At 70.8% G+C, this 24081-nt stretch carries 23 protein-coding genes; 13 read left to right on the plus strand and 10 right to left on the minus strand.

Annotated elements, in window-relative coordinates; genetic code table 11:
* Complete coding sequence (locus AB0K67_RS16725; RefSeq protein WP_364060009.1) at positions 1-1278, plus strand: ATP-binding protein; 1278 nt, start codon at positions 1-3, stop codon at positions 1276-1278.
* Here the strand turns inward: AB0K67_RS16725 and AB0K67_RS16730 are convergent.
* Entirely contained in the window at positions 1262-1744 is a 483-nt protein-coding gene (locus AB0K67_RS16730) for a GtrA family protein (RefSeq protein ID WP_364060012.1), read from the minus strand. The genes AB0K67_RS16725 and AB0K67_RS16730 overlap by 17 nt on opposite strands.
* A gap of 373 nt (positions 1745-2117) precedes the next feature.
* On the opposite strand from AB0K67_RS16730, the gene AB0K67_RS16735 reads away from it, so the two are divergent.
* The 3 genes from AB0K67_RS16735 (at position 2118) to AB0K67_RS16745 (ending at position 4962) form a co-directional block, all read left to right on the plus strand.
* On the plus strand, positions 2118-3266 hold the full coding sequence (locus tag AB0K67_RS16735; RefSeq protein WP_364060015.1) for a 5-(carboxyamino)imidazole ribonucleotide synthase: 1149 nt from the start codon (positions 2118-2120) through the stop codon (positions 3264-3266).
* Positions 3263-3757, plus strand: coding sequence for a 5-(carboxyamino)imidazole ribonucleotide mutase (purE, locus tag AB0K67_RS16740; RefSeq protein WP_364060018.1), 495 nt, complete (start codon positions 3263-3265; stop codon positions 3755-3757). Before AB0K67_RS16735 ends, purE begins: the two co-directional genes overlap by 4 nt.
* 305 nt (positions 3758-4062) lie before the next feature.
* The gene (locus tag AB0K67_RS16745; protein WP_364060021.1) at positions 4063-4962 is read left to right on the plus strand and encodes a GNAT family N-acetyltransferase; all 900 of its coding nucleotides are present in this window, start codon (positions 4063-4065) and stop codon (positions 4960-4962) included.
* 135 nt (positions 4963-5097) lie between these two features.
* Here the strand turns inward: AB0K67_RS16745 and AB0K67_RS16750 are convergent, their stop codons facing one another.
* A complete protein-coding gene (locus tag AB0K67_RS16750; protein WP_364060024.1) occupies positions 5098-6411 on the minus strand; it encodes a UDP-glucose/GDP-mannose dehydrogenase family protein in 1314 nt (437 codons plus the stop codon).
* Positions 6412-6541: 130 nt separating this feature from the next.
* Here AB0K67_RS16750 and AB0K67_RS16755 point away from each other — a divergent pair, with 130 nt between their 5' ends.
* The 3 genes from AB0K67_RS16755 (at position 6542) to AB0K67_RS16765 (ending at position 8687) form a co-directional block, all read left to right on the plus strand.
* Positions 6542-7705: an acyl-CoA dehydrogenase gene (locus AB0K67_RS16755; protein WP_364060027.1), complete on the plus strand. Its 1164-nt coding sequence runs from the start codon at positions 6542-6544 to the stop codon at positions 7703-7705.
* 152 nt (positions 7706-7857) lie between these two features.
* Positions 7858-8025, plus strand: coding sequence for a hypothetical protein (locus AB0K67_RS16760; RefSeq protein WP_364060030.1), 168 nt, complete (start codon positions 7858-7860; stop codon positions 8023-8025).
* Between the two features lie 17 nt (positions 8026-8042).
* Positions 8043-8687, plus strand: a complete 645-nt coding sequence (locus tag AB0K67_RS16765; protein WP_364060033.1) for a tetratricopeptide repeat protein — start codon at positions 8043-8045, stop codon at positions 8685-8687.
* A gap of 271 nt (positions 8688-8958) precedes the next feature.
* On the opposite strand, the gene AB0K67_RS16770 is transcribed toward AB0K67_RS16765, so the two are convergent.
* Positions 8959-10179 (minus strand): hypothetical protein, encoded by a 1221-nt coding sequence (locus AB0K67_RS16770; RefSeq protein ID WP_364060036.1) that lies wholly within the window; start codon positions 10177-10179, stop codon positions 8959-8961.
* 225 nt (positions 10180-10404) lie between these two features.
* On the opposite strand from AB0K67_RS16770, the gene AB0K67_RS16775 reads away from it, so the two are divergent.
* The gene (locus tag AB0K67_RS16775) at positions 10405-10812 is read left to right on the plus strand and encodes a VOC family protein (RefSeq protein ID WP_364060039.1); all 408 of its coding nucleotides are present in this window, start codon (positions 10405-10407) and stop codon (positions 10810-10812) included.
* Positions 10813-10957: 145 nt separating this feature from the next.
* Positions 10958-12133, plus strand: a complete 1176-nt coding sequence (locus AB0K67_RS16780; protein WP_364060042.1) for a hypothetical protein — start codon at positions 10958-10960, stop codon at positions 12131-12133.
* A gap of 152 nt (positions 12134-12285) precedes the next feature.
* Here AB0K67_RS16780 and AB0K67_RS16785 read toward each other — a convergent pair whose 3' ends face one another.
* The 5 genes from AB0K67_RS16785 to AB0K67_RS16805 all read right to left on the minus strand — a co-directional run bounded on the left by AB0K67_RS16785 (position 12286) and on the right by AB0K67_RS16805 (position 16849).
* Entirely contained in the window at positions 12286-13008 is a 723-nt protein-coding gene (locus AB0K67_RS16785) for a hypothetical protein (protein ID WP_364060045.1), read from the minus strand.
* Positions 13009-13220: 212 nt separating this feature from the next.
* Positions 13221-14057, minus strand: a complete 837-nt coding sequence (locus AB0K67_RS16790; protein WP_364060048.1) for an LLM class flavin-dependent oxidoreductase — start codon at positions 14055-14057, stop codon at positions 13221-13223.
* Positions 14054-14884, minus strand: a complete 831-nt coding sequence (locus tag AB0K67_RS16795; RefSeq protein ID WP_364060051.1) for a GNAT family N-acetyltransferase — start codon at positions 14882-14884, stop codon at positions 14054-14056. The genes AB0K67_RS16790 and AB0K67_RS16795 overlap by 4 nt, the downstream gene beginning before the upstream one ends.
* 71 nt (positions 14885-14955) lie before the next feature.
* Positions 14956-15375 (minus strand): STAS domain-containing protein, encoded by a 420-nt coding sequence (locus AB0K67_RS16800; RefSeq protein ID WP_364060054.1) that lies wholly within the window; start codon positions 15373-15375, stop codon positions 14956-14958.
* 34 nt (positions 15376-15409) lie between these two features.
* Complete coding sequence (locus AB0K67_RS16805; protein WP_364060057.1) at positions 15410-16849, minus strand: LCP family protein; 1440 nt, start codon at positions 16847-16849, stop codon at positions 15410-15412.
* A gap of 79 nt (positions 16850-16928) precedes the next feature.
* Here AB0K67_RS16805 and AB0K67_RS16810 point away from each other — a divergent pair, with 79 nt between their 5' ends.
* Positions 16929-17945, plus strand: coding sequence for a glycosyltransferase family 2 protein (locus AB0K67_RS16810; protein WP_364060060.1), 1017 nt, complete (start codon positions 16929-16931; stop codon positions 17943-17945).
* Between the two features lie 78 nt (positions 17946-18023).
* Here AB0K67_RS16810 and AB0K67_RS16815 read toward each other — a convergent pair whose 3' ends face one another.
* Both AB0K67_RS16815 and AB0K67_RS16820 read right to left on the minus strand, forming a co-directional pair.
* Positions 18024-19760 (minus strand): CDP-glycerol glycerophosphotransferase family protein, encoded by a 1737-nt coding sequence (locus AB0K67_RS16815; protein WP_364060063.1) that lies wholly within the window; start codon positions 19758-19760, stop codon positions 18024-18026.
* 26 nt (positions 19761-19786) lie between these two features.
* Positions 19787-21097, minus strand: coding sequence for a bifunctional cytidylyltransferase/SDR family oxidoreductase (locus AB0K67_RS16820; RefSeq protein ID WP_364060066.1), 1311 nt, complete (start codon positions 21095-21097; stop codon positions 19787-19789).
* A 112-nt stretch (positions 21098-21209) separates the two neighbouring features.
* On the opposite strand from AB0K67_RS16820, the gene AB0K67_RS16825 reads away from it, so the two are divergent.
* From AB0K67_RS16825 to AB0K67_RS16835, 3 genes are all read left to right on the plus strand, one after another.
* A complete protein-coding gene (locus tag AB0K67_RS16825) occupies positions 21210-22628 on the plus strand; it encodes a CDP-alcohol phosphatidyltransferase family protein (RefSeq protein WP_364060069.1) in 1419 nt (472 codons plus the stop codon).
* Positions 22625-23248, plus strand: coding sequence for a DUF5941 domain-containing protein (locus AB0K67_RS16830; protein WP_364060072.1), 624 nt, complete (start codon positions 22625-22627; stop codon positions 23246-23248). Before AB0K67_RS16825 ends, AB0K67_RS16830 begins: the two co-directional genes overlap by 4 nt.
* A gap of 75 nt (positions 23249-23323) precedes the next feature.
* Positions 23324-24058 carry a phosphocholine cytidylyltransferase family protein gene (locus tag AB0K67_RS16835; protein WP_364060075.1) on the plus strand — a complete coding sequence of 245 codons (735 nt, stop codon included), beginning with the start codon at positions 23324-23326 and terminating at the stop codon, positions 24056-24058.
* Positions 24059-24081: the final 23 nt, after the last annotated feature.

Below are 24081 nucleotides of genomic sequence, written 5' to 3' on the forward strand. Positions count from 1 at the left end.
ATGCGCCGCCGACTGCTCTCCTCCACGCTGCTCGTCGCGGTCATCGCGGTCCTGCTGCTGGGGGTCCCCCTGGGCGTCGTCGTCAGCCGCCTGATCGTCGATGAGGCGGCTAAGGAGCTCGGGGCGGAGGCCAAGCGTCTCGTGGGCGAGGTGGAGTACGCCCGCATCCAGGAGACGCCGCTCGACCCCCAGCAACTGGAACAGAAGTATCCGGGCAGATTCATACAGATCTGGGAACGCGGAACCCCCCTGAGGGTGACCGTCGTCGGCGACCCCCCGCCGTCGGGTCACCTGATGACCGAGGACGCCCAGACCAATACCGGCATCTATGTGCGCATCAGTCGCGACCGCGACCAGGTCGAGCAGGACGTACGGGCTCGGCTGCTGCTCATCGTCGCGTTGGCCGGCGCCGCCCTGGCGGTCGCCGTGAGCCTGGCCGTCGTGCAGTCGCGGCGGCTCACGCTGCCGTTGCAGGACCTGGCGAAGATCGCCGACCGGCTGGGGTCAGGTGACGCGCGGCCGAGCAAGCACCGCTACGGCATCCCCGAGCTGGATCGCGTGGCGCAGGTGCTCGACCGCAGCGCCACCCGCATCTCCGACCTGCTCACCCGCGAGCGCGAGTTCGCCACCGACGCCTCGCATCAGCTCCGCACCCCCTTGACGGGGCTGACGATGCGCCTGGAGGAGATCGTGGCCTCGGCCCACGAGCCCGATGTGGTCCGCGAGGAGGGCGAGGCGGCGATCGTGCAGGCCGAACGGCTCACCGCGGTCATCGACGAGCTGCTCGCCGCGGCCCGCCGGCAGCGGCACGCCCAGGCCGAGCCGGTGGCCGTGGACGAGGTGCTGTCACAGCAGATGACCGAGTGGGAGCCGGTGTTCAAGGACGCCGGGCGCGAGCTGCGGCTCGAAGGCACACGCGGGCTGAAAGCGATGGCCACCACCGGCGGCTTCGGCCAGGTCATCGCCTCGCTGCTGGAGAACTCCCTGCGGCACGGCGGCGGCACGGTCACCGTCTCCACCACCTGCGGCGACAACTACGTGGTGATCGAGGTGTCCGACGAGGGACCCGGCATCGCCGACGACATCGCCCCCAAGATCTTCGACAGGAACGTCAGCGGCGGCGGAGGCACCGGACTCGGCCTGACGCTGGCCCGTGCGCTGGCCGCCGCCGACGGCGGCCGGCTCGAGCTGGTGCGGCGCAGGCCGGCGACGTTCGCCATCTTCCTGCGCCCGGCCGACGACGACGGCCGTAACAGGGTGGTCAGCGGTCCTGCCTGACGCCGCCCTCCGGCAGCTCCACCGGGATGGGCTCGGTGGCCTCCAGGAACACCCACTTCTTGTACGACCAGTAACGGAACAGGGTGCCGAGTCCAACGCCCACGATGTTGGCGATGTTGAAGCTGAGCGTGTCGTGCAGGCCCAGCGTGTACGTGGTGAAGCCGATCGTCAGCATGCCGAACAGCAGGGCGATGCCGTTGAGCAGGAAGAACAGGAAGTATTCGCGGCCAAGACCGCTCTGCTCGCGGTGGCGGAAGGTCCAGTAGCGGTTGCCGAGATAGGCGAAGGTCGTGGAGATCGTGGTGGCGACGACCTTGGAGGTCAGCGGGCCGAGGCCGATGACGACGTTGCAGAGGTTGAGCAGGCTCGTGTCGAGGACGAACGCGACCGCCCCGATGCTGCCGAACTTGGCCAGCTCGTGCACGAGAGAGGCGAACCGCTGGTAGAGCCGCTTGGCGAAAGTCACGTCTCTGCTCGGTCCCTTCCCTCATCGAGCCTCGCCTCGCCGGGCGTGGTCCACGTCGAGCGTGACCCACGTCGAGCGTGGTCCACTCAGCGTACCGGCCGCGACGTAGGCCGGGCGTCAGGCGTACGAACATACCCCGCAAAGATGGTCTGCAGAAAAATCGCCCTATGTGCGGCATGCCCGTTAAGTAGGCATTACGCTTCCCTGCAGTTCGAGGGCACGCGAATCGCTGGGCGGTCGTGCCAGTCAGGCGAACCCGGAACGGCCGTCCAGCTCCCACGCCCTGATCGGCCCGCTGACGAGCCGTAACGATCACCCGGAAGGTCCGGGGCCGGGCGGGGTAAGTGGTTGCGTCCCGGTAAGCTCACCTGGCGTGAGTGCCATCAGCCCCATCGGACCGGTCGTCGGCATCGTCGGCGCGGGCCAGCTCGCCAGGATGTCGCAGCCGCCCGCCATCGCGCTCGGCGTCGAGTTGCGGGTGCTGGCCAACACTCCGGACGAGAGCGCGGCCAGGGTCATCGTCGACACGCGCCTCGGAGACTATCGCGATCTTGATGTGCTCCGCGAGTTCGCCCAGGGGTGCGACGTCGTCACGTTCGACCACGAGCACGTGCCCACCGAGCACATCAAGGCCCTGATCGCCGCCGGCCACACCGTCCGCCCCGGCGCCGACGCCCTCGTCCACGCCCAGGACAAGGCGGTCATGCGCGAACGGCTGAGCGCCATCGGCGTGCCCTGCCCGGCCTGGCGGCGCGTCGCCTCGCTCGACGACGTCACCGACTTCGCCGGCGCCCACGGCTGGCCCGTCGTGCTCAAGGCCGTGCGCGGTGGCTACGACGGGCGCGGCGTGTGGGTCTGCCACACGCCGGAAGAGGCCGCCGAGGCGTTCGCGACCGGCGTCGAGCTGATGGCCGAGGCGTTCGTGCCGTTCGAGCGCGAGCTGGCCGTGCTGGTCGCCCGCTCGCCCCACGGCCAGGGCGTCAGCTACCCCGTCGTCGAGACCGTCCAGCGCGACGGCATCTGCGTCGAGGTCATCGCGCCCGCCCCCGACCTCGACCCCGAGGCCGCCGCGCGCGCCCAGCACATCGGCCTGCAGATCGCCAACGAGCTGGGCGTCACCGGGCTGCTCGCCGTCGAGATGTTCGAGACCGCGCGCGGCATCGTGGTCAACGAGCTGGCCATGCGCCCCCACAACAGCGGCCACTGGACCATCGAGGGCGCCACCACCTCGCAGTTCGAGCAGCACCTGCGCGCCGTGCTCGACCTGCCGCTCGGCTCGCCCCGCATGACCGCCCAGCATGTCGTCATGGCCAACCTGCTCGGCGGCGACGACCCCGACCTGTTCAAGCGCTACGAGCACGTGCTCGCCCACGACCCCGGCATCAAGCTGCACTTCTACGGCAAGGAGGTGCGGCCCGGCCGCAAGATCGGCCACGTCACCGCGCTCGGCTCCAACCTCGAGAAGGTGCGCGCCCGCGCCCGCCACGCCGCCGTCTACCTCATGACAGGGGAGTACACATGACCGTCGCCATCGTCATGGGCAGCGACTCCGACTGGCCGGTCATGAAGGCCGCCGCCGAGGCGGTCGCCGAGTTCGGCGTGCCGTTCGAGGCCGACGTGGTCTCGGCGCACCGCATGCCGCTCGAGATGATCGAGTACGGCCGCCAGGCCGCCTCCCGGGGCATCAAGGTCATCATCGCCGGCGCCGGCGGCGCCGCCCACCTCCCCGGCATGCTCGCCTCCGTCACCCCGCTGCCCGTCATCGGGGTCCCGGTGCCGCTGAAGTACCTCGACGGCATGGACTCGCTGCTGTCGATCGTGCAGATGCCGGCCGGAGTGCCCGTCGCCACCGTCGCCGTCGGCGGCGCCCGCAACGCCGGCCTCCTCGCCGTCCGCATCCTCGCCGCTTCTGACGAGGGGCTGCGGGCGCGGATGGAGGAGTTCCAGGGGAAGCTGAAGGAGCAGGCGTACGCGAAGGGCGAGCGCCTCCGCGCCGAGGCCGCCGACCTGTAGGCCGTCCCTTGCTCGGGCCGTCCGGCTCCCCGGCGGCGACTCAGCGCTCACCCTCGCCCGGCTCACCCGCCGATGTGGCGTCTCCGCGCCCGCGTGCGGCCTCCCCGCCCGCGTGCCGTCGCTACGTGGGCTCTGTGCGGCCCCCGAGACGGCTGCCTGCTCTGGCCGCCGGACGGGGCGTTTCGGCGGTGCCAGGGCGGAGGCGTGGGGCGTTGCCGGCCGGTCGGCGGCGGTGCGACCCCCGGCTGTCCTAAAGGGGCGCATGCCTTTTATCCTGGGGTTTTCCGTGGATAGGGTGCCTAGCCATGGACGACGACCCGATCAAGGGCCACGAGGCCCGCGTACGCGCTGTTGACCCGCTCGTGGCCGACCAGGGCGCGCTGGTCGTCAGGGAGCACGACGTGCCGCTTGAGGTGCCTGGCGGCGTCGGCCTGGTCAACGTGGACCGGCTCGACCCCGGCAGCCTCCAGGCCGCGTGGTCACCGCTCATCGTCCACCGGCTGCGCGCCCGGGTGTCCGGCCCCGATCCGCAGAAAGCGCTCGGGGCGCTGCTCGACCGCTGGCTGGAGATGCCGCGCGGTGACGAGCCCGAGCAGGCGCTGAGCGTGGTCTGGCCGAGCCGCGACACCGTCCCGGTCAGAGCGCTGGCCGTACGCGGCTTCGCCCCCACCGTGGCGGTCTCCGTCCACCGCCTGCGCCCGCACGACGCGCCCGCCCCGCCCGCCTCACCGGTGAAGATCCGCGCGGCGGGCCAGGGCGACGTTGACACGGTCTCGGCGATGTACGAACGCCTGGCCGCCTTCGACGCCCAGTTCGGCTGGGTGACGCCCAGGCCGTCCACCCCCGACCGGATCAGGGAGTCGGTGGCGGGCGAGGTGCTGCCGCTGGAGTGGTGCTGGCTGGCCGAGGTGGACGGCGAGCCGGTGGGTTGCGTCATCGTCGAGCCGCCCGTACGCGCCCGATGGATCTCGGGGTGGGTGAACGACGCGCCGGTGGCGTACCTCGGGGTGATGTACGTCGAGCCGCCGGCGCGGGGGCGCGGCGTCGGGGCGGCGCTGACCGAGGTCGCACACGCGCACGCGGCGGCCGAGGGCGTGTCGTCCGTGCTGCTCCACCACGCCCTGCCGAACCCGCTCTCCACCCCGTTCTGGGCACGACGGGGCTACCGCCCGCTGCTCACGCAGTGGGTGCGCCACCTGACCTGAACGGCTGCCCGGAGGGCGCGCATCGGCCCTCCACCAGCGGCTCAACGAGCCGTACCGGCTCGCGACCAGCGGAGCCCCGAATGCCGGAACGGCCGCTCAGGGGCGGCCGAGGGCGTGGTAGTGCCAGCCGGCCGGTCAGGGGCGGCCGAGGGCGCGGTAGTGCCAGCCGGCCGAGCGCCAGGCCTCGGCGTTGAGCGCGTTGCGCCCGTCCACGATGCGCCGGGCGGCGACGACGGCACCCAGCTCGTCGGGATCGAGCCGGACGAACTCCTGCCACTCGGTGAGCAGCAGCACCACATGCGCCCCGCGTACCGCCTCGATGGCCGAATCGCCGTAGTTCAGCTCGGGGTGCGCCTTGCGGGCGTTGTCGAGGGCGATGGGGTCGTACACGGTGACCGTCCCGCCCTGGTCGCCGATCGTGACGGCCACATCGAGCGCGGGGGAGTCGCGGATGTCGTCGGAGTCCGGCTTGAACGCCGCCCCGAGCACGCCGACCGTGCAGCCGTGAAAGGAGCCTCCGGCCAGCTCGCGGGCCAGGTCGACCATGCGGGCCCGGCGGCGCATGTTGATGGCGTCCACCTCGCGCAGGAACGTCAGCGCCTGGTCGGCGCCCAGCTCGCCGGCCCGCGCCATGAAGGCCCTGATGTCCTTGGGCAGGCAGCCGCCGCCGAAGCCGAGCCCGGCGTTGAGATAGCGCCCGCCGATGCGGTCGTCGTACGACAAAGCCTCGGACAGCAGCGTCACGTCGGCGTGAGCGGCCTCGCAGACCTCGGCCATGGCGTTGATGAAGGAGATCTTGGTGGCGAGGAAGGCGTTCGCGGCCGTCTTGACCAGCTCGGCCGTCGCGTAGTCGGCCACCACGATCGGAACGTCGCCGATCGGCTCGTACACCTCGCGCAGGATCTTCTCGGCGCGCTCGCTGCGCACGCCCAGCACGATGCGGTTGGGGTGGAGGGTGTCCTCGACGGCGAAGCCCTCGCGCAGGAACTCGGGGTTCCAAGCCAGCTCGGCCTGGGCGCCGGCGGGGGCGAGCCGGGCGAGCTTGTCGGCCAGGCGCTCGGCGGTGCCGACGGGGACCGTCGACTTGCCCACGACCAGGCACTCGCGGTCGAGCAGCGGGGCGAGGGATTCGACGGCGCTGTCCATGTACGAGACGTCCGCGGCGTACTCGCCGCGTTTCTGCGGCGTGCCGACGCAGATGAAGTGCACGTCGCCGAACGCGGCGGCCTCCTCGTACGAGGTGGTGAAGCGGAGCCGTCCTGATTCGAGGCCACGGCGCAGCACGGGTTCGAGACCGGGTTCGTGAATGGGGAGATCACCGGCGTTGAGACGTCGGATCTTGTCGGCGTCGACGTCGAGGCCGAGGACCTCGAACCCGAGATCAGCCATGCACGCCGCATGGGTGATTCCGAGGTAGCCGGTCCCGATCACCGTGAGGCGGTATGGCACGAGTGGGCTCCTTTCGATCGCGCAGGCAGGCATGCTACCGGGGCCTCGCTACCTCGTACGTGCCACCTGCGCATCTTCGCAAACCGTACTAGCTGGTAACAAGATGGTCGGACGTCCTAGTATCTGAAGCATGAGCTTCCCTCTTTACGCGCCCGCCGAAGAGCACGACATGCTCAGGGAGACCGTACGGGCCCTGGCCGACGAGAAGATCGCGCCGCACGCCGCCGAGATCGACGAGACCGAGGAGTTCTCCTGGGACGTCTATAAGGCGCTCGTGGCGGCGGAGCTGCACGCGGTGCACGTGCCGGAGCAGTACGGCGGCGCCGGGGCCGACGCGCTCGCCACGGTGATCGTCATCGAGGAGGTGGCCCGCGCCTGCGCGTCGTCGTCCCTGATCCCGGCCGTCAACAAGCTCGGCACCGTGCCGCTGCTGCTGTCGGCCTCCGAGGAGCTCAAGTCCCGCTACCTGCCGCCGGTGGCGCGCGGGGAGGCGATGTTCTCGTACGCGCTGTCGGAACCTGAGGCGGGCTCCGACGCGGCGTCCATGAAGACGCGGGCCGTCCGCGACGGGGACTCGTACGTGCTCAACGGCACCAAGATGTGGATCACCAACGCCGGCGTGAGCGAGTACTACACCGTCATGGCCGTCACCGACCCGTCGGCCGGCGCGCGCGGCATCTCCGCCTTCGTCGTGGAGAAGTCGGACGAAGGCGTGTCCTTCGGGCCCAAGGAGAAGAAGCTCGGCATCAAGGGCTCGCCCACCCGCCAGGTCATCCTGGACAACGTCCGCATCCCGGCCGACCGCATGATCGGCGAGCCGGGCACCGGCTTCAAGACCGCCCTCGCCACCCTCGACCACACCCGCATCACCATCGCCGCCCAGGCCATCGGCATCGCCCAGGGCGCGCTCGACTTCGCGATCGGGTACGTCAAGGAGCGCAAGCAGTTCGGCCGGCCCATCGCCGACTTCCAGGGGCTCCAGTTCATGATCGCCGACATGGGCATGAAACTGGAGGCGGCCCGGCAGCTCACGTACCACGCGGCGGCCAAGTCCGAACGCGCCATGAACGGCGAGCCGCAGAAGGACCTCACGTACCTGTCGAGCGCCGCCAAGTGCCTCGCCTCGGACGCCGCCATGGAGATCACCACCGACGCGGTCCAGCTCCTGGGTGGATACGGGTACACGAAGGACTTCCCGGTCGAGCGCATGATGCGCGACGCCAAGATCACGCAAATCTACGAGGGCACCAACCAGATCCAGCGCATGGTGATGGCCCGCCAGCTCCTCAAGTAGGGCTCTGAGCAGCGGAAACCCCGGTTCTTGACAGCGGAGAGCCGGGGTCCGCCGGCACCCGAGTCCGGCGCTCAACGGGCGCTGTTCCGTGGCTGTTCCGTGAGACACGGAGCAGAGCGCACGGAGACGCCTCGCGTCCATACGATCGGGTCATGCAGCGCCTCGCCCTCTTCGATCTCGACAACACGCTCGTGAACCTGGACGAGGCGTTCCAGGTGTGGGCGGAGGAGTTCGCCGCAGACCATGGGCTCGGCAACGGAGCGGTGGACTGGCTATCCGTGAGGCCCAGATCAGCGCCCATGAATACCTCGATCTGCTGACGGCCCATCCCGCGCACATGTACGCCGCCTCCCCGGAGGCCGAGGACGCCGAACGCACCATCGCCCGGCTCTGGCACGTACATCTGGAGACCATTGGCGAACGCAACCCTTACGCGGTGCGTCTGCTGCGGATACTGGCCTGTTATGCCCCAGACGACATCCCCCGCGACATCCTGGGCGCCGACGGCGCTCGGCTCCAGGTGCTAGACGCGCTACGGCTTCTGAACTCCTACAGCCTCGTCACTCTGACCGAGGACACCGTCTCCGTGCACCGGCTCATCCAGGATGTCGTCGCTGCCAAGGATGAGACGAGGACCGATGAGGGAGACTCCGCGCCGGAGCTTGCGCTGACCTGGCTGGCCGACGCCTGGGCTGCTTCGGCGGACCTTCCTGTGGCTGAGCGTCGAATGCGGCGGCGAATGCTGAGCCCACATGTGGAAACCCTGGCGTTCCTGCTGTTCGGCTTGGGACGGTTGGACGAGGCGGAAACTGAGCTTCGAGCGGTGCTGGAAGTACGGCGCCCAGTGTTCGGTGAGGAGCACCCGGACACACTGACCAGCCGGGGCAATCTGGCGAGCGTGCTGGGAAACCTAGGGCGCTTGGAAGAAGCAGAGGCCGGGCATCGGGCGGTGCTTGAAGCGCGGCGTCGAGTGCTGGGGTGAGGAGCATCCTGACACGCTGGCCAGCCGAAGCAGACTGGCGAGCGTGCTGAATGATTTGGGCCGGTGGGAAGAGGCTGAGGCATTGAGGTGAGTCACCACTCGTGCAGCAGCCCGCGCTCGGCCGCCCAGCCCGAGAACCGCGGGTGGGCCTCGACGTCTCAGTCGGCGCCGGGCAGGAGAACGGACGACAGCCATGACAGCCGGGCCCGCCACTTCCACTCGCCCGCAATGGGAGCCATGGTGATGATCCACCCGATATCTGGAATCCGCTTCAGCGCGCGGTGCCGCGGCCGGTGAGCCAGGACGGCGGCAGGAGGGCGGCGGCCAGGGCGGTGAGCACAGGGAGCCCCGCAAGGAGCGCGGTCACGGCAGGCCACGGGGAGAAGGAGGGTAGCGGGGCGGGCTCCAAGGAGTAGGCGTTCTTCGCCCGGAGCACGCACAGACCGACACCGATGCCTATAAGGCCGCCGAGCGCGGTAGAGCAGAGCGAGGCGGTCAAGGCGCGGGCGGCGGTGAGGAGGCGCAGGGTCAGGGACGAGCCCGCGCTGAGCCTACGCAGGACGCGGTAGGCCGCGAACGACCGGGATGCCCGCACCACGGCGGCCACGGCGAGCAAGGGCAGGGCCGCGACCACGTACCAGGCGGTCGTGGGCTGGAACCCGCGTTCGACGTGCACGAACCCGATTACGAGCAGGCGCCGCGCGAGGCGTTCCTCCTCGGGGATCGAGACCTGGTGATGGGCGGGGTCGATGATGAACCGGTCGGGTGTCACCGTGACACCGAGCGTGCGCGCCGCTTCCTCCGGCACGAACAGCGCCTCCCAATCGGGCTCGGGCGGCGGTACGGAGATGACGGGGAGGTATGTGACCGAGTCGATGCCGGACAGTGTGTAGTGGATCGGGATGTAGCCCTGCTGTTCGATGTCGGCCGACACCAGGACGGCGGTGGCGGGGTCGTAGGGGATGTCCGGGTTTCCGGTGAGGTGGCGGAGCAGGGCTTGGCCGCCGACGTACGTCTCGCCCACGAGTTCCGTTCCGTCGAAGGCGTTGAAGGAGGGGGAGAGGGTGCGGATGCCGGCGGTCAGGAGCGGTACGCCGGGTAGCTCCTGGTCGATGATCGACCGTACGGTGGCCGGCTCCGTTGCGGTGTCGGCCCCGATGACCGCGGCGCCGGCGCGGGCCAGCGGCCGATAGCGCCCCTCATTCTGGGCCTGCATGGTGGGGCCGAGGATCAGCAGGGGCGTGGTGGTGGCGATGACGATCATGCCGGACGCCGCGCCCGCCGACGTACGGGCGAGCCCTCCGCCCAGTCTGCGGGTCGCCAGGCGGAGGGCTCGCGGAAAGCGGGTGCTGCGGCGGTCGAGGGCCGCGAGCATCCAAGGGACGAAGTGGGCCGCTCCCCATAAGAGCAGCACGCCGCCGAAGAGAGACACCAGGAACCACATCGCTGAGCTGCCGTCGTCGTGGTAGACGCCCCACCGCGTGGCCCACACGCTGCCCGCCAGGACAGCCAGCCCGGCGCCGTGATGATCGTCCCGCGCAGCACACGCGCTCTACGCAGCCGGTACGGCCGGCGCGCCGGAGCCGATCGGGCCGCGAACGGAACCGCGGCCAGCGCCAGGGTCGCCGGCGGAGCGACCAAGATCAATAGCCCTAACATGCGCACATGCTACGCAGGTGCGGCGATCTTGTCGGTCGGGCGGCGTAGGGTCGGCGGCATGGCCGATGAGGGCGTTGCCGGTGCGGTGCATCACATCGAGATCTGGGTTCCCGACCTGGGGCGGGCCGTCAAGAGCTGGGGGTGGTTGCTCGAAGCGCTCGGGTACGCGACCTTCCAGGACTGGCCCGACGGGCGGAGCTGGCGGCGGGGGGAGACGTACGTGGTGGTCGAGCAGTCGCCGGCGCTGACGTCCGACCGGCACGAGCGGCTGCGGCCGGGGCTCAACCACCTGGCCTTCCACGCCGGGAGCCGCGAGCGGGTGGACGAGCTGGTGAAGGAGGCGGTCGCGTACGGGTGGACGCTGATGTTCCCCGACCGGCATCCGTACGCGGGCGGTGACACCCACTACGCGGCGTACTTGGAGAACGAGGACGGGTTCGAGGTGGAGCTGGTCGCCGCCTCCTGAGGAGCCGGGCAATGTCCTGTTTCAGGGTGTGCGTGCGGTTTGTAAGGGTTTTGCCCTGCGTTCAGTTCGCGGTCAAACGGTGTCACCTGGGCGGCATACGGTCATATCCGCCTTGATCCACGATCAATGAAGCGAGTACCGCACCATGCGCAAAGCCCTCACGCTCACCCTCGCCACGACCTCCGCTCTCACCCTTCTGGCGGCCCCGGCCCCCGCACTCGCCGCCCCCGGCACCGAGACGTCCGGCGTCGACGCGGCCGCCCGCCGCCCGCAGCGCCTCCCGCTGGAGATCTCCGGCGGCGCGTGGACGGAGGGGCACGTTCAGGGCATGGCTCTCGACGAGCGGAAGGGGTACATGTACTTCTCCTTCACGAACGCGCTCGTCAAGACCGACCTGGACGGCAACCTCGTCGGCTCCGTCACCGGCTTCACCGGCCACCTGGGCGACCTCGACTTCAACACCCAGGACGGCCGCGTGTACGGCTCGCTCGAATACAAGGAGCAGGAGTCGTTCTACATCGCGATCTTCGACGTCGACCGCATCAACCGCCCCGGCATGGACGCCCAGACCGACGACGTGGTCAGCACGGTCTACCTCAAGGAGGTCGTGAAGGACTACACCGCCGACATGAACGGTGACGGCGTCTTCGACGGCAACGTGGCCGACACGCCCGATCACCGCTACGGCTGCAGCGGCATCGACGGCGTCGCCTTCGGCCCCGCGTTCGGCAAGAAGGGCGGCCCGCGGCGGCTCACCGTCGCGTACGGCGTGTACGCCAACACCGGCCGCCAGGACAACGACCACCAGGTCCTGCTTCAGTACGACATCCGCCACTGGAAGAAGTACGAGCGCCCGCTCACTGAGAGCGCCCCGCACAAGAGCGGCCCCGAGCGTGTGGACGGTAAGTACTTCGCCTACACCGGCAACACCAGGTACGGCGTCCAGAACCTCGAATACGACGAGCACACCGGCGACTGGATGCTCGCCGTCTACCAGGGCTCGAAGCCGCAGTTCCCCAACTACCCGTTCTTCATCGTGGACGGCCGCGCCCGGCCGAGGACGGGCGAGATCGCCGGCCAGCCGCAGCCGGAGCGCGGCAAGCTGCTCACGCTGGCCAAGGGCGGCCTCCAGGACCCGGCCACGGGGGTGCGGGGCTGGCGGTTCAACGGTGAGTACGGGCTGATCTCGCTCGGGCGCGGGCTGTTCTACGCGGCCGAGGCGGGCACGAGCACCGAGGACGGCGTTTCCAAGCACACCGGCATCGCCCGCCTCTACCGCTGGACCGGCCAGTCCCCGACCCCCTTCGAGCGCGTCGGCTGAGGGCGTTCCGCGGGTGGTCGCTTTCCGAAGGTGCAGGGGCTTCTGTGGGCGGTCGCCTTCCGCAAGGCGCAGGGCCTTCTGCAGGTGCCCGCCTGCAGGTGACCGCGCTCCCAAGGCAGGCCGCGCAGGTGACCGCATTCCCGTGGACGCGGTCACTTCTTCAGGATGCGGACGTCGCCCGTGTCGCTGCGGGCCACGATCCTGGCGTCGGCCTTGCGGTCGTGCTCGACCTCCGTCCGCCGCCGCCCGGTCTCGGTGACGGCGGTGACGGCGTACGTGCCCGATGGCACCCGCGCCGTCACCGGCCCGTCGTTCGACTCCAGGTCGAGCTTGCCGGGCCGCGCGGTGAAGGCGAGGTCGATGCCGCCGTAGTCGGTGCGGACGCGTACGTCCCGCGACGTGAGGTTGATGCCCTGCACGGGGCCGTCGGCGCGCAGCCGCAGCCGCCCGGAGGCGCGGGTGACCTGGATGCGTTCGCGGCTGACCGCGTCGATGTCCTGGGTAAGGCCGTTGAGTATGACGCCGTCGTCCGCTTCGACAGAGAGCCGGACGCCGGGCGGGACCTTGACGTGGTAGCGGGCGCCGCAGTCGCCGAAGACCATGGTGCAGTCGGCGCTGAGCCGCAGGGTGCCGTCGTGCAGGGACCACGAGGGGTCGTCGGTGGCCGCCTTGCCGCGCAGCCACCGTTCGACCTGGACGGTGCCGTACGAGCCGGGGAGCACGCGGACGCCGCCCATGGACACGTCGATCTTCAGGCTGTCGCCCGTGTGGGGGAACGCCTGGGAGGCGTGGACCTCCTGGGCGTTCAGGCTGCAACCGGCGGTGGCCGCCGCGAGGAGCGTCGTACATGCCGCAAGTGCCGCGATCTTCCTCATGCTCCACGATGCTGGCCGAGCGGGGCGGCCCGGCCATCGGCCGTCCGGACGAACGCACCGCCCAAGGCATCGGTCTTTCGGCCGGTCCCGTGGCGGGTCCCGGCTCGGGGTGCCGCCGACGATCCCACGAACCCCCAAAGGCGGACCATCCGGGCGAGCCAGGCAGGGGTGGACAGGGCCGACAGGAAAGGGCCGGGCGAGCCGCCCCCTGCTCAGAGCGCCGTTAGCAGCGCCTTCACCTGCCCCAACGGATCAGCCCCAAGCGGCCGGACCGCCACCGTGGCGGCACCGGCGGCCCACAACTGCTTGACGTGCGCCGCCGCCTCCGCAGGTGTGCCCCCGGCGACCGCCACCTGCTCAGGCGCCACCCCCAGGAACCCGGCCTGCCCCGCCACGGCCGCGCGGGTCGCCTCGGTCTCGCCGCCGAGCCCCAGGTAAGCGAACACGACCAGCTCGTGTCCGGGACCGCCGCCGATGCGCGAGACGTACCCGGGCAGGTCGGCGGGCGCGATGCCCTCGGGCAGGATCGTGCCGTCGGCCACCCGTCCCGACAGAGCGAGCGAGCGCGGTCCCTTCACGCCGGCGAGCACGGGCGGCACGACGATCGGCGGGTGCACCAGCGACACCCCGTCCAGGTGCACCTCCTTGCCGTCGAGGGTGACGCGCTCGCCGCGCAGCAGCGCGCGTACGGACGTGATGGTCTCATCAAGGAGGGAGAGCGGCGACGGGACGGCCGCGCCCACCTGGCGCATCCAGTCGCCCACGCCGTGGCCGATGCCCGCGGCCAGCCGCCCGGGGTGCAGCCGGGCGAGGTTGCCCAGCTCCATGGCCAGCAGCGCCGGATTGCGCAGCGGCGCGGGCGTGATGCCGATGCCGACGCGCAGCCGGGAGGTGGCGGCGAGCGCGGTGGCCGCCGCCGAGATGCCGCCGGTCCAGCCGAGGTCCTCGACGACCCACAGGTCGTGTACGGACGTCTCGTCGAGCGCTCGCGCGAACGGGACGAGCTGCTCGGGCGGAAGGTCCCTGTCGTACATGACCCCGAGTCTCACGATGTCCTCCAGTAGTAGCGGAACAGCCGGCCGACCTCCGAGTATCCAGCACGGCGGAACGCGGCGGCGGTCGGGGCGTTCGCGACGTCGGTGGCGGCGACGATGCGGCGCAGCCCTTCGGCGGCGAGCGTGCGGGTGCCGTGGGCGAGCAGGTCGTTGACGTAGCCGTGGCCGCGATGCTCGGGGACGACGCCGATGTAGGCGATGGAGTGGTCGTCGGGGGCCACGAGACCGACGGGGGAGTCGCCGAGGTACCCGATGACGAACCAGTCGGGCTTGGCCTTGCGGGCCATCAGGTCGTCGTACATCCAGCGGGCCTCGGCCTCCGCGCCGGACGTGGCCACCTCGACCCGGGTGTCGTGGTCGAGCGAGCCCTCGGAGATGCGGACGAGCAGGCGGATCACCTCGCCGGGGTCCATGCGCCGCGCGGCCCGGTACGTCAGCCGCCCCGGCTCGTCCGGCAGGTCGCTGCCCGCCGCCCACTCCAGCAGCAGCCGCTCCACCTCCATCACGAACCCGGCCGCGAGCAGCGCCTCGTGCTCGACCGCGCGATCGACGACGGGCGTGAGGCCGGGCGGGAGCGTGATGTCGTGGATGGCCTTGCGCAGGCCCAGCTCGCGCAGGCTGTGGCGGAGCAGCTCGGCGGCGGTGCCGGGGTCGGGGCCCGGCTCGAACTGCCAGACGATCATCGGCTCGGAGCCGGGGATGGGCGTCCAGTACGCAAGCCGCGCCCGTTCCCGCGCGAAACACCACTCAGGCCGCGTCCGCCCCTCGTCGAAGGCGGCTGCGAGCTGGGATCGCGCGGGCTCGGGGAACTGCTCGAACAACGTGACGGCCTCCACATTCGCGCGGCGGCGTACGCCTCCCGCGGCAGGGAAGGCGTACGGCGGAGAAACGATCAGGCGGCGCTGCCGAGCGTGGCGCGTGCCGCGTTGAGGGATTCGCTCGTCTCGAAATGGCGGTCCAAATGAGTGATCGTCAGCAGATGGCGGATCATTCCCGGCCCGACGACGAGGATCATCCGGCCGTGCACATTCTGGATCATGTTGTACGCGGCCACGAGCACGCCGAGCCCGACCGAATCGCAGAAAGGCACCTCGGTCAGATCGACCACCACTCTGGGCGGATCGGCGGCGGACCCGTCGGCCGACCCATCGGAGGACCCAGGGGAGGACCCAGGGGAGGACCCAGGGGAGGACCCAGGGGAGGACAGTGCCTGCTCGAGTTCGGAGCGGAGCCGGGGCGCTCCGGCGACGTCGAGATCGCCTACGACGTGGAGAACCGTGCAGTGGTCCTCTCGCCAGCACTCGACCACCATGGGGCTCACCTGCCCGTCACCCGGATTGTTATACCTATTTCTTACATATGTTCTGCATTGCCGTTTTGGTGCTTGGTGTAACGCTCGGCTTCGCACTTGGCGTGGCGCTGGACTTGCGTTGCTGCACTTTCGGCTGATCGGTGCCCAGAATCAGCTCGATGCCGTCGATATCCGCCTCGCGCAGCTCGGCCCCGGGAATGGCCTGAGCGACCACTTTCGCCGACTCCTCCAAGCCCGCGCCGTACCGGATGAAGGTCTGCTTGTAGTCCTTCTTATTGGTGTTGCCGGGCTGGCCGGGCACCTTGAACCCGTACGCGACCAGCGCCTCCTTCGTACGGGCCGCGAGCCCCGTGATGAGCGTGCCGTTCTTGACCTTGAGCGAGATCTCGCCGGGCGCGGGCGCGGACGGCTTGGCCGACGGCTTCGGCGAGGCCGACGTGGTGGGCTTGCCGGGATCCTCGTCCCTGTCGATCTTCGCGAACAGCTCGCGCGCCGCCGCCTTGTCCCACAGCACCGCCGACTCGCCCGTGGGCGTCTTGAAGTCGACGTCGGCCAGCGGCACCTCAGCGAACTTCACGTCGTTCAGCGACACGTCGCGCAGCTGCGTGGCCAGGCCGAGCAGCCCGTCGTCGGGATCGACCTTCACCGTGCTCAGCGTGGAGTTGACGAACGAGGCCAGCTTCGCGGGATTGGCCAGCGTGTCGGCGCTGAGCGCCCGGTTGAGCAGCGCCGAGATGACCTGCTGCTGGCGGTCGATGCGGTCGAGGTCGGAACGCGCGGTCGCGCGGGTGCGGGCGTAGCCGAGCGCCCGCACGCCGTCGAGCTGGTGCGTGCCGGCCGGCAGGTTGAGGTCGATCTTGGTGTCGTTGATCGGGATCGGCGTGCACACCGTGACGCCGCCGAGCGAGTCGACGACGTCGATGAAGCCCAGGATGTTGACCTCGATGTAGCGGTTGATCTCCAGCCCGGTCGCCGCCTCGACGGTCTGCTTGGCCAGCTTCGGCCCGCCGAACTGATACGCCGAGTTGATCTTGTGCTCGCCCTTGCCGGGGATCGTCACCCAGGTGTCGCGCGGCAGGCTCACCACGGTCACCTTCTTGTGGTCCTCCGACAGGTGGATGACCATCATCGTGTCGGTGCGCTGGCCGGACTCGCGGCCCAGCTTGAGGCGGTTCTGCTGCCGGCGGGGGAGATCGTCGCGCTTGTCCACGCCGACCAGCAGGATGTTCTCCGCCCCGCTCGACGAAGGCGCGGTCACCCCCGCGTCGACCGTGCCGATCTGCCGCGGCGTCGCCCACACCACGCCCGTCGTGACCAGCACGCAGGAGGACAGGAAACCGGCGAGTATCAGGTTTCTGCGGCGGGCCTTCGCGCTCCTGCGCGGCCTCCGGGTGCGGACTGGCGCGAGCCTGACGCCGCCGTAGGCGTCGCCGCCCACGAGCACACCGCCGTCCTCCTCGCCCGGGTCGCCCATCCCGTCCCCCTTTTCACGCCGGAGTATCGGGCGTTGGATTGCCCTCCTCCCTCGGTCGTACAGTAGCGTGAGCCCCGCCATGAAGCAGTTCCCCGACTCGCCGCACGCGCCCGCGGAGACGCGCGGCTGGCCCCCCATCTCCGTCATCATGCCGGTACTCAACGAGGAACGGCACCTCCGCGAGGCCGTCGAACAGGTGCTCGCCCAGGACTACCCCGGCGAGATCGAGGTCGTCCTCGCCGTGGGGCCGTCCCAAGACCGCACCCAGGAGGTCGCCGACGCCATCGCCGCGTCCGACCGCCGCGTGACGGTCGTTCCCAACCCGACAGGACGCACGCCCAACGCGCTCAACGCGGCCATCGCCGCCTCGCGCAACGGCATCGTCGCCAGAGTCGACGGGCACGCCATGCTGCCCCGCGACTACCTGCGCGTCGCCGTCGAGACGCTGGCCGAGACCGGCGCGGACAACGTCGGCGGCATCATGGCCGCCGAGGGCATCACCCCCTTCGAGAAGGCCGTCGCCTGCGCCATGACCTCGAAGATCGGGGTGGGCGCCGCGGCCTTCCACGTGGGCGGCACCGCCGGTCCCGCCGACACCGTCTACCTCGGCGTCTTCCGCCGCTCGGCGCTCGACCGGGTGGGCGGCTACGACGAGCACTTCCTGCGCGCCCAGGACTGGGAGATGAACCACCGCATCCGCCAGACCGGCGGGCTCGTGTGGTTCCAGCCGCGCATGCGGGTCTCGTACCGGCCGCGGCCCAACGTCAAGGCGCTCGCCAAGCAGTACTTCCACTACGGGCGCTGGCGTCGCGTGGTGGCCCGTACGCACGAGGGCACGATCAACCTGCGCTACCTCGCGCCGCCCGCCGCCGTGCTGGCGATGCTGCTCGGGCTGGTCGTCTCGCCGTTCTTCCCCCTCGGGCTCGTCATCCCCGGCGGCTACGTGGTCGCGATCGTGGCCGGGTCGGTGCTGACCGGCGGCGGGCTGCCGCTGAGCTCCCGGCTGTGGCTGCCGGTCGTGTACGCCACCATGCACTGCTCGTGGGGCTGGGGCTTCCTCACCAGCCCGAAGAAACTCTCCCGCCCCCAGCGCTGACCGTTCCCGACCGTAACGGCCCCCGCCGGTGGTTCGGCGGGGGCCGTCAAGGGACGTGCCGGCGTGGCCGGGCGGCGGTCAGGACTCGTTGAAGACTCGTTCGATGGCGGCGTCGAAGCGGGTCATCGCGTCCGGGTACTCAGGACCGAACAGGTAGCTGCGGAGCTTGATGCGGGCCCTGGCGAGGGTGTCCTCGCCGTCCAGGAACTCGGCGAGCCCCGACAGGTCCGAGTTGATCAGCACCCCCGCCTCCGTGCTCGGATACCGCTCGTGGAAGGCGGCCTCGGGCAGCCCGGCCACGTTGGTGACGGCGTACGGCTTCTCACTGGCCAGGAAATCGGCGACGACGCTGGAGATGTCGCTGATCAGCATGTCGCACTCGTTGAAGCAGTCGTAGAGGTGCGGTTCCGGCCCGGTGACGATGAGGTGGCGGATGTGCGGCTGTTCTGCGGCGGCGCGGGAGGGGTGGCGGGCCTTGGACTTGGCGAGCTCGGCGGCCTCGATCATGGCGACGATCTTGCGGTGCGCCCGGGTGGCGGCCTTGTCGCGGTGCCCGGTGAGCGGATGCGGCTTGTAGATGATGCGCAGCGGCGGCTGGTGGTCGAGCAGCGCGCGCACGATGCGCGGGCCCATGGTGATGAGCGAGGTGTGGAAGAGGTCGTCGTTCCAGCCCTCCCAGGTGGGGGCGTACAGGACCGTCCGGTACGGCAGGTCGGGCCCCTTGGTCGAGATGCCTTCGAGCTGCGGCCTGCCGACCTCGTGGATGTTCTCGTCCCTGACGCCCACCTTGGCCCGCCGGTAGCGGTCGCGGCCGGCCGGCCCGGCCACCCACACCTCGTCGTACACGCGCGAGAACGGGTTGAACGACGCCTCCTTGTCGCTGTCGCCGTGGTTGAGGAACACGCTGCGCAGGGTGGGGATGCGCAGCATGTGGACGTTCCTGCCGACGTTGGAGACGTACAGGCAGAGCTTCGCGCCGGTCAGGGCGCGGAAGCTCATCAGGTCGGCGGACGAGGGGATGCACACCATGGGCAGGCTGGTGTCCTCCAGGTGGGCGGCCATGCCGCGCTCGCGCAGGACGACGATGGCGCGGCGGCGGATGCGTTCGAGCACGGGCAGCCACATCTTCGCCTGGTAGGCGGCGGCGGTGGCGCCGGAGAAGTACAGGATGACCTCGGGGGCGTACCGCTCGACCTGCGCGCCGACGACCTCCAGGACGCGGGCGCGGTCGGTGAGCGGGGCGGCGCGGCGGACGTACGGGATGAGCGCGAGCGCCCCGGCGAGCCCGGCGGCGAGCGCCGCAGCGGCCCCCAGCGTGGCGGTGGCGGCCCCCAGGACGGCGCCGAGCACCGGCAGGGCGTCCAGGTAGAGGAAGGGCAGGCTGCGGCCGTCACGCAGCGGCTTGGGCGGCAGCTTGGGGATGCGCAGCGCGGAGACGTCGAGGTTGCGGGTGGTGACCGGCATCCTGCTGAGCATCTGCCGCAGCCGCAGGGCGAGGCCGCTGTGCAGGGCGCGTACGCCGTGGATCGCGAGCATCCCGGCCGCCAGCGCCACGAACCACGGCGCTTCGGCGCCCGCCACGCGTGCGACCAGCAGCAGCGCCAGCGTCTCCCGCACCGCGAAGCGCAGCGTGATGCCGAGGTGCACCTTGCCCAGCGCGTCGGTGAGCGGGCGGGCGGCGCGCGGGGCGGCGTACTCGACGGCGTACGACGCCGCGGCGGCCAGCCCGAACAGCACGGGCGCCGGCAACAGAGCCGCGACCAGCAGGACGGGGTAGCAGCCGAGCAGCGCCGCGCTCACGATGAGTCTCCTCATGCGAACGCACGGTAACAAGGTGCGGGTCAAGCGCCGTCAACGCGCACGTCTATGACTTGCCCTGATAGGTCGGAGATGAGAATGTCCAGCGAGGTCTGCGCGGCCAGGGCAGGAGAGGCCCCGGTATTGACGCAGTTGACCCGGATGCCATCGGCGGCCCATTCGAGGGCGAGTGCCCGGGTCAGCGCGGCCACCGCCGCCGCGCAGGACGCGTGCAGCGCCCCCGAGCCGGGCGGCACCTGGAACAGCAGGCTGCGGCGCACGTGCGGCCGGGCGGCACGCGCCACGTTGAGCGCGCCCAGGTGACCGGCCGCGACCGCGTCGGCGACGGTCTCGCCGCGCGCCGACGCGAGCCCGCCACGGTGGCCCCGGCCCGCCGCGAACACCACGTGGTCCACCGGCCCCACGTCGCCGAGCGCCTTGGCGACCGAGTCGTAGTCCTCGGCACGCACTCCGTCGGCCCTGGTCAGCATGCGTATGACGGCGCCGCCCCACGTCTTCGCGGGCACCGCGCCGCCACCCGTCGCGCCGCCGTCCGCCACGAGGCCGCCCATCACCGTGTCGCCCACCACCGCCACCACCTGGCCCGCCAGCGCGTCGTCGCCGCCGCGCGGCACCGGCGCGGGCAGCTCGAACAGCAGCTCCGCGATGTGCAGGTCGGCGGGATGGGTGACCTTGATGTTGCGCTCGCTGCCCGCGACCAGGTGGATCGGCACCTCCGGCAGGTAGCGCAGCACCACGCCGCAGTCGTCGGTGCCGCCGGCGAAGCCGGGATCGGCCATCGCCAGCTCGTACGCCCGCCTGATCACCGACAGCCGGAAGCACTGCGGGGTCTGGCTGCGCCGCAGCCGCGACCGGTCGAGCACCTCGCCGATCACTTCTCCGTCGTCGCGAGCGACGGCCGTGAAGATGGTGTCGGAGCTCGGGATCGCCACGTTGACGGCCTCGTGGGTCTCCAGCGCACGGACACACTCCGTGATGATCCGGGGCTCCAGGAGGGGGCGTACGGCGTCGTGCAGCAACACGTTGCACTCGGTGTCGCCGAGCGCCTGCAGGGCCCGCCACGTGCTCTCCGTACGGGTGGCCCCGCCGTCCACGACCTTGCTCACCTTGCGGTAGCCGCCGGCCGCCACGATCTCCCGCACCCGGCCCGCGTATCCGGGCGTCATCAGCACCACGACCTCGTCGATCTCGGGCGCCCGCTCGAAGACGGCCAGCGAATGCTCGATGATCGTCCGCCCGGCGACCTCGATGAGCTGCTTGGGCCTGCCCGCCCCGACCCGCTGCCCCACGCCGCCCGCGAGTAGCACTCCAACCGATCGCAGCCGTGAATTCATAGGGGCAGCGTAACGGTGCTGCTCCGTGATCTGACGTTGACCTGTCGCTACGCTGTGTCTACGCACCCCCCAGTCCACCGCACTCCACCCCGACCGGGAGGAGACCTGCGCTTTGCCCGACTCATTGACCCGCGACGGCACGACGACATCCGTCGTGCTGCTCGCCACGACACCTGCAGGCAGGCTGCACAGCGGCGACGGCACCCTGCTCGACCGGCTCAACGACCAGCTCTCCAGGCTGCCCGTGCGCGAGGTGCAGGTGATGAGCGCGGGCGGCGGGCTCGCGGCCGACCTGCGCGGCATCGCCAAGATCATACGCACCTCCACGGGCGCGGTGGCCGTGCTGCCCGCCGACCTGGTGGCCCACACCGAGGCGCTGGCGCTGCTCCTGGAACATCCCGCCCGCTGCACCGGCGCCCTGATCTCCCGCGATCCCACCGCCGGTCCTTTGCGCCCGCCCGTACGCGTCGAGAACGGCAAGGTCGTCGCCGCGGGCAGCTCGTTCCACCTCGTCCCCGAGTCCAACGCCACCTTCCGCGGCATGCTGATGGCCGGCGAGTCCGACCTGGGCACGCTGGCGGAGGTCGCCGAAGAGCTGGCCGAGCTGGCCGAGGAGGGCAGGCTGGGCCCGGTCACCCCGGTCGAGGCGGTCGATCTGCTGCTCGTGGGGCTGGTCAGGTCGGGCGTGAGCGTACGCGCCGCCGCGATCGGGTCGCTGCACGCCGACCGCGTCACCGGCCAGAACGCCGCCGACGCCGCCGTACGCCGCCTGGCCGAGGTCGACGAGGCCAAGGTCAGGCTCGACAGCTCGGTCAAGGCCGACGACGGCTTCTTCGCCACGTTCTTCGTCTCCACCTGGACCCGCCACCTCATCAGGCCCGCCGTACGCCTCAAGGTCACCCCCAACACCGTCACCGGCGTCTCGGCCGGCCTCGCGCTGCTGGCCGCCGTGTGGTTCTCCGGCGGCACCAGGGGCGCGCTGGTGCTGGGCGCGGTGCTGCTCTACCTGTCGTTCGCGCTCGACTGCCTCGACGGCCAGCTCGCCCGCTACACGCGCGCCTTCACCCCGCTCGGCGCGTGGGCCGACGGCATGTCCGACCGGCTCAAGGAGTACGCCGTCTACGTCGGACTCGCCGCCGGGTCCGCCGATCCCGGCATCTGGTACCTCGCCGTCGCCGCGATGGTCCTCCAGGTGGTCAGGCACGCCATCGACGCCACGTACGCGGGGGCGATCGAGGACGGCGCCCGCGTCGGCGCGATGTGGGGCAGGCCCACCCGCTCCCTGCTGGAGTCGCGCGACCTGCGCCGCGCGCCGGGAGGGGTGCTCAAGCTCGCCCACCGCCTGGAACGCGACACGATCGCCCGCTGGCTGAAGAAGATCATCGTGCTGCCCATCGGCGAGCGCATGGCGCTGATCGCCGTCACGGCCGCGCTCTGGGACGCCCGCGTGACGTTCCTGTCGCTGCTGTGCTGGGGCGGCGTGGCCGCCCTCTACCAGCTCGCCGGACGGATCGCGAGGTCGGCCAGATGATTTCGGTGCAGATGACCCCCGTACCCAAGAGCACGGTCGTGGCCTACCGCGACGACGGCCCGCTGTCGCGCGCCATGGGCCTGCTTGTCGCCGGGCAGCTCCCGCCGCTGCCGCCGGTGCTCGCCGGCACGTTCGTGACGGGCGTGCTGCTGCTCATCGGCGTGGCGGGGGCCGACGGGCTCGCGGTGTTCGCGCCCGCCGTGACGCTGCTGCTCGCCGGGCCCGGCAGCACGCACCCCCACGACGGCAGGTTCGACTGGCTGGTGCCGCCGATCCTGCGCCTCATCGAGTACGCCTTCATCGCCGCCTGCGGCTTCGCGCACCAGATGCACCCCGCGCTGATCTTCGCGCTGCTCGGCGCCCTCGCCTTCCATCATTACGATCTGCTCTACCGGCTGCGCCAGCGCGTCTACCCGCCGGCCTGGCTGCCCGCGGCCGGGCTCGGCTGGGACGGCAGGATGATGGCGATCTCACTGGTCGCCCTGTCGGGCTGGCTGAGCGGCGGTTATGCGCTCCTCGCGCTCTATCTGTGGGGACTGTTCGGCTGGGAGAGTCTCACGTGCTGGCTCGCCGCCCCGCGAACCGGGGTGGAAGCCGCAGATGCGGGAACGCAAGACTAACGCCGGATTACCCGCACGGGGGCCAAAGACGAATACTCTTTGGGCCACGGAGTCACGCTGACTGAGGAGTGCACGTTGCTGGGAATGGTGCTGGCCGCTGGGGCCGGACGACGCCTGCGGCCGTACACCGACACGCTGCCCAAGGCGCTCGTGCCGGTCGACGGCGAAACCACGATCATGGACATCTCGCTGCGCAACCTCGCCGAGGTGGGCCTGCGCGAGGTCGTGGTCGTCGTCGGTTACGCGGCGCAGGCCGTACACGAGCGTAAGGACGAGCTGGAGCAGCGCCACGGCGTCAAGCTCACCCTCGTGCACAACGACAAGGCCGAGGAGTGGAACAACGCCTACTCCCTGTGGTGCGCGCGCGACTACTTCTCCCAGGGCGTGCTGCTGGTCAACGGCGACACCGTGCACCCGGTGTCGGTCGAGAAGACCCTGCTGTCGGCCCCCGAGACCAGCGACGTGCTGCTCGCCGTCGACAACGTCAAGAAGCTGGCCGACGAGGAGATGAAGGTGACGCTGTCGCCCGAGGGGGCGCTGCGCCGCATCACCAAGCTGATGGACCCCGCCGACGCCTACGGCGAGTACATCGGCGCCACCCTCATCCGTCCCGGCGCGGCCGACCGCCTGGCCGACGCGCTGAAGACCACGTTCGAGCGCGACCCCCAGCTCTACTACGAGGACGGCTACCAGGAGATGGTCGATCGCGGTGAGGTCATCCACGCCGCGCCCATCGGCGAGGTCGACTGGGTCGAGGTGGACAACCACGACGACCTGGCCAAGGCCCGCGCCATAGCCGTCCACTACTGAGGGAGGCGCGGATGCCGCTTCTC

The sequence above is a fragment of the Nonomuraea sp. NPDC052634 genome (assembly GCF_040678535.1).
Taxonomy (GTDB): domain Bacteria; phylum Actinomycetota; class Actinomycetes; order Streptosporangiales; family Streptosporangiaceae; genus Nonomuraea; species Nonomuraea fastidiosa.